The sequence below is a fragment of the Nonomuraea sp. NPDC003754 genome (genome assembly GCF_053605785.1).
On the sequence record NZ_JBSGJX010000045.1, the window covers coordinates 62,378 to 72,788 of the forward strand.

At 70.1% G+C, this 10,411-nt stretch carries 12 protein-coding genes and 1 pseudogene; 11 read left to right on the plus strand and 2 right to left on the minus strand.

Features of this window, described 5'->3' with window-relative positions:
* Positions 1-9 precede the first annotated feature (9 nt).
* The gene (locus ACWEVS_RS38065) at positions 10-954 is read left to right on the plus strand and encodes a nitroreductase/quinone reductase family protein (RefSeq protein ID WP_452555572.1); all 945 of its coding nucleotides are present in this window, start codon (positions 10-12) and stop codon (positions 952-954) included.
* Positions 955-1,076: 122 nt separating this feature from the next.
* On the opposite strand, the gene ACWEVS_RS38070 is transcribed toward ACWEVS_RS38065, so the two are convergent.
* On the minus strand, positions 1,077-2,093 hold the full coding sequence (locus tag ACWEVS_RS38070; RefSeq protein ID WP_452555574.1) for a zinc-binding alcohol dehydrogenase family protein: 1,017 nt from the start codon (positions 2,091-2,093) through the stop codon (positions 1,077-1,079).
* A 309-nt stretch (positions 2,094-2,402) separates the two neighbouring features.
* On the opposite strand from ACWEVS_RS38070, the gene ACWEVS_RS38075 reads away from it, so the two are divergent.
* Positions 2,403-2,480 (plus strand): FKBP-type peptidyl-prolyl cis-trans isomerase, encoded by a 78-nt coding sequence (locus tag ACWEVS_RS38075; RefSeq protein WP_449931080.1) that lies wholly within the window; start codon positions 2,403-2,405, stop codon positions 2,478-2,480.
* A gap of 416 nt (positions 2,481-2,896) precedes the next feature.
* On the plus strand, positions 2,897-4,009 hold the full coding sequence (locus tag ACWEVS_RS38080; RefSeq protein ID WP_452555576.1) for a hypothetical protein: 1,113 nt from the start codon (positions 2,897-2,899) through the stop codon (positions 4,007-4,009).
* Positions 4,010-4,404: 395 nt separating this feature from the next.
* On the opposite strand, the gene ACWEVS_RS38085 is transcribed toward ACWEVS_RS38080, so the two are convergent.
* Positions 4,405-5,790, minus strand: coding sequence for a S41 family peptidase (locus tag ACWEVS_RS38085; protein ID WP_452555578.1), 1,386 nt, complete (start codon positions 5,788-5,790; stop codon positions 4,405-4,407).
* 398 nt (positions 5,791-6,188) lie between these two features.
* Here ACWEVS_RS38085 and ACWEVS_RS38090 point away from each other — a divergent pair, with 398 nt between their 5' ends.
* The 8 genes and pseudogenes from ACWEVS_RS38090 to ACWEVS_RS38125 all read left to right on the plus strand — a co-directional run.
* Entirely contained in the window at positions 6,189-6,515 is a 327-nt protein-coding gene (locus tag ACWEVS_RS38090) for a PadR family transcriptional regulator (protein ID WP_449930968.1), read from the plus strand.
* Entirely contained in the window at positions 6,512-6,868 is a 357-nt protein-coding gene (locus ACWEVS_RS38095) for a DUF1048 domain-containing protein (RefSeq protein ID WP_452555580.1), read from the plus strand. Before ACWEVS_RS38090 ends, ACWEVS_RS38095 begins: the two co-directional genes overlap by 4 nt.
* 1 nt (position 6,869) lies before the next feature.
* A complete protein-coding gene (locus ACWEVS_RS38100) occupies positions 6,870-7,196 on the plus strand; it encodes a DUF1048 domain-containing protein (protein WP_452555582.1) in 327 nt (108 codons plus the stop codon).
* Positions 7,197-7,822: 626 nt separating this feature from the next.
* Positions 7,823-8,158, plus strand: a complete 336-nt coding sequence (locus ACWEVS_RS38105) for a PadR family transcriptional regulator (RefSeq protein WP_449930962.1) — start codon at positions 7,823-7,825, stop codon at positions 8,156-8,158.
* Positions 8,155-8,568 (plus strand): DUF1048 domain-containing protein, encoded by a 414-nt coding sequence (locus tag ACWEVS_RS38110; protein WP_452555584.1) that lies wholly within the window; start codon positions 8,155-8,157, stop codon positions 8,566-8,568. Before ACWEVS_RS38105 ends, ACWEVS_RS38110 begins: the two co-directional genes overlap by 4 nt.
* Positions 8,568-9,332 carry an ABC transporter ATP-binding protein gene (locus ACWEVS_RS38115; RefSeq protein WP_452555586.1) on the plus strand — a complete coding sequence of 255 codons (765 nt, stop codon included), beginning with the start codon at positions 8,568-8,570 and terminating at the stop codon, positions 9,330-9,332. Before ACWEVS_RS38110 ends, ACWEVS_RS38115 begins: the two co-directional genes overlap by 1 nt.
* A gap of 9 nt (positions 9,333-9,341) precedes the next feature.
* Complete coding sequence (locus tag ACWEVS_RS38120) at positions 9,342-10,103, plus strand: ABC transporter permease (RefSeq protein WP_452555588.1); 762 nt, start codon at positions 9,342-9,344, stop codon at positions 10,101-10,103.
* A gap of 114 nt (positions 10,104-10,217) precedes the next feature.
* Positions 10,218-10,411, plus strand: a pseudogene (locus ACWEVS_RS38125) (cytochrome P450); the annotation flags it as partial.

Below are 10,411 nucleotides of genomic sequence, written 5' to 3' on the forward strand. Positions count from 1 at the left end.
GGAGAGCCCATGGACTTCGAGCAAGCCGACACCCTCAACCAGGCCATCCGCCTGCTGAGCCTGCGCCACCGGGCCAGGGCCGCCGCGCTGCTGGCCCCGCTCGGCCTGCACCCCGGCCAGGAGGCGCTCCTTCTCGAACTCGACCGGACCGGCCCGATGATCCAGGCGCAGCTCAGCGAGGCGCTCGGCTGCGAGCCGCCCAGCGTCACGCTCATGACGCGCAAGCTCGAAGCCGCCGGCCACATCCGCCGCGTACCCGCCCCCTCCGACAAGCGCGCCAGCATCGTCGAACTCACCGACAGCGGCAAGGCGCTGGCCGGCCAGGTCAAGCAGCTGTGGTGCGCTCTGGCCGAGGAGACCGTGGCCGGCCTGCCCGCCCAAACGGTGGCAGACCTGCCCGGCATCCTCAGGACCTTGACCGGCAACGTGGACACCAGGCCGCCGGCACGGTCCGGTCGCGAGATCGCGGCCAGGCGCGTTGCTCGGAGCATGGCGTTGACCGGCGACTACGAGCCGAGCTCGTCGGCGTGGGTCCGCGAGCACGTCGAGCAGATCATGCGCACCGGCACGACCGACGGCGTCACCATCCGTGGCCTGCCCACCGTGCTGATGACCTACCGAGGCGCCAAGACCGGCAAGGTCCGCAAGACGCCGCTGATGCGTGTCGAGCACGAGGGGCGCTACGCGGCCGTCGCGTCCAAGGGCGGCGCGCCGGCCAACCCGCAGTGGTACGCCAGCCTGGTCGTCGAGCCGGTCGTCGAGCTCCAGGACGGCACGGCGACCGGGGAGTACCGGGCGCGCGAGGTGTTCGGCGAGGAGAAGGCCCAATGGTGGCGCCGGGCGGTGGCCGCGTACCCGGACTATGCCGACTACCAGCGCAAGACCGACCGCCAGATCCCGGTATTCGTCCTCGAACCGGTCAGCGGGGATCACGCCGGCCGCACACTCGGTTGACCGAAGCGGCCCGGGCCCCGGCAGGTCATCGCCGCGGCCCGGGTCGCATTCGCTTTCTCGGCTTGTCTCGTCGGTCGAACCGACCAGCCGTCGCCCTCCGGTCGTGTCGCCCCGGAGGATGACTACGCGCCGACCTGGAGGACGGCGGCGCCGGTCACCCGATCGGCCGCCAGGTCCGACAGGGCGCGGTCGGCCTCGTCGAGCCCGTAGGGGACGGTGGTGACGCGCAGCGGATGCCGGCTGGCGAACTCCAGCAGGGCGCGCCCGTCCTCGCGGGTGTTGGCGGTGACGCTGCGCAGCGTGCGCTCCTGGAACAGGTGGTCCTGGTAGACCAGCGGCGGGATGTCGGACAGGTGGATCCCGGCGACGGCCAGGGTGCCGCCGCGGTCCAGGGCCGCCAGCGCCCCGGGCACCAGATCGCCGACCGGGGCGAACAGGATGGCGGCGTCCAGCGGCTCCGGGGGAGCGGCGTAGGCGGGACCCGCGGAGGTGGCGCCGAGCTCCAGGGCGAGTTGCCGGGCCGACTCCGCGCGGGTCATCACGTGCACCGTGGCCCCCTGGGCGAGGGCGACCTGCGTGGTGAGGTGGGCGGAGGCGCCGAAGCCGTACACGCCGAGCCGCCCGCCCGGCGGCAGTTCGGCCCGTAGCAGCGCCCGGTAGCCGATGATGCCCGCGCACAGCAGCGGCGCGAGCGCGTCGGCGGGCTGGTCGCCGGGCAGCGGGTAGACGAAGTCCTGCGGCGCGACCAGGTACTCGGCGTAGCCGCCGTCGGCGTCCCAGCCGGTGTAGCGGGAGAACGGGCACAGGTTCTCCGCGCCGCGCGCGCAGTAGCAGCACGTGCCGCAGGTGGCCCGCAGCCACGCGACGCCCACGCGCGTGCCGTCGGCGAGCAGGTCGGCGCCAGGACCGCGGCCGGCGACCCGGCCGACCACCTCGTGCCCCGGGACCGTCCCGGGGCGGCGCGGCGGCAGGTCGCCTTCGGCCAGGTGCAGGTCGGTACGGCAGACGGCGCACACCTCGACCCGGATGAGCACCTCGCCCGCGGCCGGCTCGGGCACGGGCAGGCGTACCTTCTCCAGCGGCGCTGTCGCCATGGGGCCTGGACGCCGCACCACCCAGGCCGTCATCGTGCCGTCCATCTCCCCATGGTCACACGCGGCCGCCGCCGTTCACCCCTCGATTCGCCCGGCTCCTGCCGTACTGAGCCCGGCGCCGCGACGGTCGGCGTGACGACGGCTGCACCGCCGCCCCGGCCGCCGGCCCGTGCCCCCGCCCGCCGAGCTGTTCAGGGGTGAGGCGCCGCCGGCGCTCCCGGGCGGACTGGCGCTGATCCCAGCGGCCTCGCCGAGCTGCGTGAGAATCATCCAGCGGAAGACGGCACGTATGGGGGTCACGACAGCACGCCTGTCGCCGGGAGACGGCGAGACTTCCTCCAGTGAGGGGGCGAGGTGGCGATTCACTACGTCGGGAATCTCGAGGACGGCACGAAGTTTGATTCCTCCCGCGATCGTGGGGCCCGTTCGTGACGCAGATCGGCGTCGGCAGAGTGATCAAGGGGTGGGACGAAGGCGTGCCCCAGCTGCCCGTCGGGGATTCTGACCCGCACACCCGGCTACGCGTACCGGCACCGGGACGTTTGCCGACAGGCCACGAGGTGGTCGGTCTCCTCGCGCCCGGCGACGGTTCCGTGGCGCCGGTCACCGGCACGGACCGAGCGCGGTGCGAAGAAGCTCGGGAACCTCCACCTCCGAGGCGGACGCCGCGAGGCCGACCGCGTCCGCCGACGTGCCGCTGCGCGTGTGGTTCAAGGGCCGCCCGCACGCGGTACTGCCGAAGTACATTGGCTTCCGGGGCGGTGTGGCGGCTGCCGCGCCACCTCGGGCGCGGTGAGTCGGCCTGGGCCACCGACCGGGGTGGTCGTCCCGGACGAATAGGGGAGGACATGCGATTTCTGGAGCGGGAACGCGCCACCGTGGCGAAGCTGCTGCCGGGGTTGGACGAGAGCCTGCGGGCGTTACCCCTCATGGAGCTGGAGGATCCGAGTAGCCCCGGCATCCAGCTCTTCCGCGACGGCGGCGGCCCCGGGCTGCTGGCGCCGATCTCCCAGCAGGGGCGGGGCGCCACCGCCCTGGACGCCCTGCGGGTGCAGCGCGCACTGGGTAGCAGGACACCGTCACTGGCCGTGGCCACCACCATGCACCACTTCTCGATGGCCACCCTGGTCGGTTTTGCCACCGCGCACGACGGTGGCGCGGAGTCGATGCTTGTCGAGGGGCTGGCTGCCGGCAACTATCTCGTGGCGTACGGCTTCGCCGAGGAGCGCCCCGACGCCGGCATCCTCTCCCCCTCGATGACCGCCACGGACGGGCCCGACGGGGTACTGATCAACGGGGTGACGCGCCCCTACAGTCTGGCCCGGTCGATGGGCCTGCTCGCCGCCAGCGTCATGGTCTCCCGCTTGGACGGCCAGGGCGAGGAACTGGCGGTGGCGCTGGTGCCGGCGGAAAGCGAGGGTTTGACCGTCAGCGGGGCGGGGGCGGGGAGCGAGCAGGTCACTCTCGACGACGTACTGGTGGCGCCGGAGCTGCTGGTGCGGACCTCGGACCTCGACGGGCAGCTGGACGTACTGCTGACCGCGGGCTTCGCCTGGTTCCAACTGCTGATGACGGGCAGCTACCTCGGGGCCGCCAGCGCACTGGTCGAGCGGGTGCTGCTCGACAACCGGGTGCCCGAGTCCGAGCGGGTCCGGCTGCTGGTGGAGACCGAGGGCGCGATGTCGGCCGCGGAGGGCGTCGCCCGCCGGATCGACGACGGCGGCCCGGACGAGTCGACGCTCGCCGACTCGCTGTACGTCCGGTACTGCGTGCAGGACGCCCTCTCCCGGATGGTCCCGCGCGCGGTCGAACTGCTCGCCGACCTCGACTCCACGGGCTCCGATGAGGTCGGCTACCTCGCCACCTTCGCCAACGGGCTGGCCCTGCATCCGCCGGCACGGTCCCAGATGACCGGTCCGCTGGCGGCGTACCTGGTCGACGGGCCGCTCACCATCGCCTGACCCCAGGCGTCCGACAGCGCCTTCGGCCGCGCCCACCGGCTGCGGGTCATCGGCGTGCACCAGGGCCGCGAGCACCCCCTCACCCGGCCGCGCCGTGTCGATCAGCGTCTTCACGCGCGGGCCGGGCACCACATCCGCACGTACGCAGACCGCCGTGGCAGGGCTCGCCTCGGCCGTGGCGCTCGGCTCCCTCCTGGTTCCCCACTCCGACCGACCGGCCTCGCGCTCAACGGCCGCAAGGGGCCGTACCGGATCCGGGTGCACCACGCCTGGTTCCCGTCGGACGGTCTCCAGGAGGGCGCCCAGCGGCCGCGGCGACAAGGTCGCCACCCACCGCGAACCGGCGAAGTGACGACTGCCTTCGGCCCCGGTCGCGGGGCCTGCCCTGGGCGGCTCTACAGAAGCTCAAGGGCCTTGGCCACGCCCGGGTCGTGCCCGGCGGCCAGGTCGAGGGCGGTCATGGGGGCGTGGTGGTCGACCGGCACGCCGATCGTGTCGATGATCTCGCGGGCGGGCCCGAGGTGCCTGAACCTGGGCAGGAGCAGGACGCTGCCGTCGTCGAGAAGGTACCCCTCGGCCGGACCTGAGACGGCTCCGGCGGTGCGGGTCCCGACGAGGGTGCCCAGTCCGTTGTCCTTGACGGCTGCGCTGAAGTCCTCGCAGGCCGAGGCGCAGGCGCGGTCGGTGAGGACGACCAGGCGCAGGCCCAGAAGCGGCACGGTGTCGTCGGTCCGGTTCGGGACGCAGTCGCCCTTGAGCGAGCAGAAGTAGCTGGTGACCTTGCCGTGCGCGAACGCGCTCAGCAGCCGCGTCACCTCCCGAGGTGACCCGCCGCCGTTGCCACGCAGATCGAGGACCACGGCCTTCGGCTTGTCCGGCAGCTTGGCGATGACCTGGTCGGCGGCGCCTTCGAAGAATCCGGGCAGGTGGACGTAGGCGACACCGCCGGGCAGCGGCCTGGAGGTCACCGTTGGGGGTTGTGGCGTGATGGGGCCCTGCCTGACTTCGACGGTGCGGGTCCGTCCCGTCGTGGGGCGCCTGAGCGTGAGCCGTACCGTGCTGGAGGTGAAGGCGTCGATGATGCCCTGGTTCGGGGTGTCCCCGACGAACGCCGGCACGCCGTTGACCTTGACCACGATGTCGCCGGGTCTGATGCCGGCCTTGGCGGCGGGGCTGCCGGGCAGCACGCGGGTGATGTACAGCGGCGGCCGGGCGGCGGGGTCGAGCCGCGGTCCCTGCAGGGCCGACAGGCCCACGATGCCCGTTCCTGCCGGCCCGCCCGGCGGCGGCGGGGCCGGCCTGATCCAGCGGGCGTGGTTGTCGTGCAGGCCGGCGACCATGCCGGTGATCGCGGCGCGTAGCGCGGCAGGCTCGTCCGTGCCGAGCACCTTGGCGACGGCGTCCCAGTCGGTGTCGCGGTTGCCTGTCAGGGCGGGCAGCCGGAGGTCCGCCCGGTCGGCGCCGTGCCGCATCAGGTCCTGGGTGTAGGCGGCGAAGGCGCTCTTCAGCAGCGCCTTCGGATCCATGGCCGGGCCGCTGTAGTAGTTGTCCAGCACGCAGAAGTAGGCCTGCCGGAGCGTGTTCACCGACGTCGGCGGCGCCGGCGCCGGTGGTGGTGCGGTGATGGCGGCGCAGCCGGCGGCCGGCGTGGACGCCGGCGCCGGCCGGGCGACCGGGACCGGCAGGGCCAGTTGGGCGACCGGGGGCGGCGGGGCGGCCGGGGCCGGCGCGGACATCGAGCAGGCCGTCAGCAGGATGGCGGAGCAAAGGGCTCTGATCACGAGCCCAAGGTGGCCGAAGGCGGGTTACGCCGCGGTGAACGGAACGGTTAACGCCGCTGTAACCGGATCGCGGGTATGTAGGGCGGCATGCATCCTGGGCCCGATTGAGTCCCGGCTGGCCGAGCTGGAGAAGTCAGCTCAGCGTGGCCGCCTTGCGCAGCGGCACCGAGCGTTCGCGCTGGTTGGCGCACAGCCGGGCCGCCAGCTCCAGCCACCGGCGAAGGTGCGACCCGGCCGAGTGCCTCGTAGAGCACCACGATCCGGTCCCAGTCGGTCGCCTCGACCGAGGTCGGGTTCGAATCCCTGCCGCCGCTCGCTGGGCATTGGTTCACTACTCTGTGGTACTGTATAGTGGTACTCGGTACTACAAAGTACCAGGAGACCGAAGAGGACCCACGATGGACGACCTGACGGAGATGCTGAAGGGCACGCTTGAGGGCTGCGTGCTGGAAATCATCGGCAGCGAGGAGACCTACGGGTACGCCATCACGCGTCGGCTGAACGAACTCGGCTTCACCGACGTCGTCGAGGGGACGGTGTACACCATCTTGCTGCGGCTGGAGAAGAACGGGCTCGTCCAGGTGACGAAACGACCCTCCGGGATGGGCCCGCCGCGCAAGTTCTACGCGCTCAACGACGCGGGGCGCGAAGAACTCGTGAGGTTCTGGGCCAAATGGGAGTACGTCTCCTCACGGATCGACAAGCTCAAGGAGGGCGGCAGATGAACTTCTGGGACACCGTGACAGGCGGCGATCTCACCAGGGAGTGGAAGGCGTTCGAAGCCCGGGCCGCGGCATTGCCGGCCGACTACCGGGCGGCGTGGGAGAAGATCAAGGGTCACCTCTTTCCCTACGCGGACTTCACCGGCCGCAACCTGATGCCGATTCTCGACAATGCTCTGGGGCTGCTCGAAGAGACAGCCTCCGATGGGCAGAGCGTTCACGAGGTGCTGGGTGACGACATCGAGGGCTTCTGTGCGGCGCTGGCCGGCGGAGAAGGGGCTCGGAGCCATCGCGACCGGTGGCGCGAGCAGTTGAACAGGAACGTCGCAAGGAAACTGGGCCGGCTGGGAGGCTGACGTGGGCATCCAGGAGATCATCGAGGGCAAGAAGCAGTGGCGGGCGCACACGGCCCGGGTCAAGGCGCTCCCGCCGGACTACCAGATCGTCTACAAGGAGATTCAGAGGTACCTCTTCAAGGTCGGACCGATCGACTTGCCTGACGGGTCCCTGCTCTCAGGGATCGTCGATTTCTTCGAGGAGGGCGTCGCGGCCGGCAAGGGAGTCCTGGAACTCATCGGCAACGACGTCGCTGCCTTCTGCGACGACCTGGTCAAGGACTCGCGCACCTACGCGGACATCTATCAGGAGTCCATCAGCGGGCAACCCGGCACGGCCGGGAAGTAACACCCGTCGCCGACCCAAGGCGCCGGCGGGCGCTGGGCTGTGCAGTAGAGCGGTAGGACCGGGTAACTGCTGAAGCCGGGCCTTGGCCGGCGCGGGAGGGGCGATCGTGGAGCTCGAGCAGCCCGATGGCCACTTGCGCGTCTTCTGCGAGTAGGCGCCGTTCCGTTGGACGGACCCCAGAGGTGCTGGGGGGCGCCTGAACACCCTCCCGAGGCCGCGCCTGCCGTAGCAGCGCGCGGCGAACGGGACCCCGATCCGTGAAGACGTCGGGGAGGATCCTCCGAACCCCCATCGGGGAGGCGTGCCAGGCCGGCGGATGTCCCGGCGGTGAGTAGGCCTGCTGCTGCGGTGCCGTGTCAGCACGGCAACGGCCTCGTGTCAGCGCTTTCGGTGATGGTGGACGCCATGAACCGTTCAGTGATTGCGCACTCGTGGTCGCGGGCGCTCCCGCCTCGTCCGCGACGAACGAACTCTCCGGTGGGCCGACGGGGCCCGTCTTGGCCTGAGGGATGACGGACTCGCTCCACGCTTCTTGCTCTCAGCTATTCGGTATTGCTAGGTACCAGTAGTGAGTGTTACTTTGTACCGGTAGTCAGTGTCACGAAGTAGCCGAAAGGAGGTGTCCCATGGGCAAGCTCGTGACGGAGATGCTCAAGGGAACGCTGGAGGGCATCGTCCTGGCGATCCTGTCCGGCCGGCCCGCGTACGGCTACGAGATCACGGCGTGGCTGCGAGAGCAGGGCTTCTCCGGCATCGCCGAGGGCACCATCTACGCGCTGCTGGTCAGGATCGAGCAACGCGGCCTGGTCGACGTGGAGAAGGTCCCGTCGGAGAAGGGGCCGCCGCGCAAGGTGTACTCCCTCAACGCTCAGGGACGGGAGTACCTCGAAGAGTTCCGGCGGACCTGGAGCTTCCTGGCCGACCGGCTCGAACAGCTCCACGAGGGAGGCAAGCAGACATGACGACAGGACCAAACGAGCCGAAGAGCCGCTACCTGCAGTACCTGGAGATCGTCACCGGGTCGCTGGAGGAGAAGAAGCGCTACCGGCAGTACAAGGCACGCATCAAGCAGCTTCCCGAGAACTACCGCATCGCGGTCGAAGCGCTGGAGCGGTATCTGATGCACTTCGGGCCGGCCGACGGCGCGGGTGCGATGGCGATGTACGACGACCTTGCCGAGCTGTTCGAGCAGGGCGCGGCGGACGGCACCCCGATCCGCGACATCTTCGGCGCGGACCCGGTGGAGTTCGTCGAGGCGTTCGTGGCCAACTACCCCCTCGGCCAGTACAGGACCCGGGAGCGCAACCGCTTCACCAGCGCCATCGAGCGCGCCGCCGGCGAGAACACCACGACAAGGGACAGGACGGACTGATGACGACACAGCAAGCTGCGGCGATCCAGGTGCAGGGCCTGGAGAAGGCGTACAAGGAGCTGCGGGTGCTGCGCGGCGTGGACTTCACCGTGGCGCGGGGCAGCATCTTCGCCCTGCTCGGCTCCAACGGGGCGGGCAAGACCACGGCCGTGAAGATCCTGTCCACGCTGCTCAAGTCCGACGCGGGGACGGCACGGGTGAACGGCTTCGACGTCGCCACGCAGGCCGCGGACGTACGTGAATCGATCAGCCTCACGGGGCAGTTCGCCGCCGTCGACGAGATCCTCAGCGGGCGGGAGAACCTCGTGCTGGTCGCCCGGCTGCGGCATCTCAAGGATCCGGGCGTGATCGCGGATGAGCTGCTCGCCCGCTTCTCGCTCACCGACGCGGGCGGACGGAAGGTCGCGACGTACTCCGGCGGCATGCGCCGCCGCCTGGACATCGCGATGAGCCTCATCGGGAACCCGCCGATCATCTTCCTCGACGAGCCGACCACCGGCCTCGACCCGCAGGCCCGCATCGAGGTCTGGCAGGCCGTCAAGGAACTCGCCGGCCGCGGCACAACGGTGCTGCTCACCACGCAGTACCTGGACGAGGCCGAACAGCTCGCCGACCGGATCGCGATCCTCCACGAGGGCCGGATCATCGTCAACGGCACCCTGGCCGAGCTCAAGCAACTGCTTCCGCCCGCCAAGGTCGAATACGTCGAAAAGCAGCCGACCCTCGAGGACGTCTTCCTCACCCTCGTCGGCACGAAGGCATAAGGAACAACGATGAGCAAGCATTTCTTCACCGACACCGCCGTCCTGCTGGGACGGTCCCTGCGCCACATCACGCGCAGCCCGGACACCATCATCACGACCGCGATCATGCCGATCGCCATGATGCTGATGTTCGTCTACGTGTTCGGCGGCGCGATCAGGACAGGGTCGGATTCGTATGTGAATTACATGCTGCCCGGCATCCTGCTCATCACGGTCGCCTCGGGCATCGCCTACACCGCGTACCGGCTGTTCATGGACATGAAGGGCGGTATCTTCGAGCGCTTCCAGTCCATGCCGACCGCGCGGTCGTCGGTGCTGTGGGCGCACGTGCTGACCTCGCTGGTCGCCAACCTGATCTCGCTCGTGGTCGTGATGCTCGTGGCCCTGCTCATGGGCTTCCGCTCCTCGGCGGGAGTGCTGGCGTGGCTGTCGGTGGCGGGCATCCTGATCCTGTTCACCCTGGCGTTGACCTGGATCGCCGTCATCCCCGGCCTGTCCGCCAAGACCATGGAAGGCGCGAGCGCGTTCTCCTACCCGCTCATCTTCCTGCCGTTCCTCAGCTCGGCCTTCGTGCCCACCGGCACCATGCCCGGCCCGGTGCGCATCTTCGCCGAGAACCAGCCGATGACCTCCATCGTCAACGCCATCCGCGCCCTGTTCACCCAGCAGCCGGTCGGCACCGACATCTGGATCGCCCTGGCCTGGTGCGTCGGCATCCTCATCGTCGCGTACGGCTTCGCCATGAACACCTACCGCCGCAAGATCTCCTAGGGCGGATGACGAACGACCTCCACCGTGGGCCGGAGCATGTGGCTCGGCCTCCATTCCCTGCACGCATCCTTCGAGCTCCACACGACACGTACCATCGCGAACACAGGAAAGATCATGACTGAATCCCTCCACACCGTCACCACGCTGCCGACCTCGCGTCAGCCCGGCTGTCCCTTCGACCCGCCCAGGGAGCTGATCGAGGCGCGCGAGCATGGTCCGATCAGCCGCTTCCCCTTCCCCGACGGGCACGAGGGCTGGCTGGTCACCGGATTCGACCTGGTCAGGGCGGTGCTGGCCGACCCGCGGTT

What these genes read in the sequence shown, in the direction of transcription:
- ACWEVS_RS38090 (WP_449930968.1), top strand. Translation starts at nt 6,189, where the DNA reads ATGGACGACCTGACGGAGATGCTGAAGGGCACGCTTGAGGGCTGCGTG.
- ACWEVS_RS38070 (WP_452555574.1), bottom strand. Translation starts at nt 2,093, where the DNA reads ATGGACGGCACGATGACGGCCTGGGTGGTGCGGCGTCCAGGCCCCATG.
- ACWEVS_RS38120 (WP_452555588.1), top strand. Translation starts at nt 9,342, where the DNA reads ATGAGCAAGCATTTCTTCACCGACACCGCCGTCCTGCTGGGACGGTCC.
- ACWEVS_RS38115 (WP_452555586.1), top strand. Translation starts at nt 8,568, where the DNA reads ATGACGACACAGCAAGCTGCGGCGATCCAGGTGCAGGGCCTGGAGAAG.
- ACWEVS_RS38065 (WP_452555572.1), top strand. Translation starts at nt 10, where the DNA reads ATGGACTTCGAGCAAGCCGACACCCTCAACCAGGCCATCCGCCTGCTG.
- ACWEVS_RS38080 (WP_452555576.1), top strand. Translation starts at nt 2,897, where the DNA reads ATGCGATTTCTGGAGCGGGAACGCGCCACCGTGGCGAAGCTGCTGCCG.
- ACWEVS_RS38105 (WP_449930962.1), top strand. Translation starts at nt 7,823, where the DNA reads ATGGGCAAGCTCGTGACGGAGATGCTCAAGGGAACGCTGGAGGGCATC.
- ACWEVS_RS38110 (WP_452555584.1), top strand. Translation starts at nt 8,155, where the DNA reads ATGACGACAGGACCAAACGAGCCGAAGAGCCGCTACCTGCAGTACCTG.
- ACWEVS_RS38095 (WP_452555580.1), top strand. Translation starts at nt 6,512, where the DNA reads ATGAACTTCTGGGACACCGTGACAGGCGGCGATCTCACCAGGGAGTGG.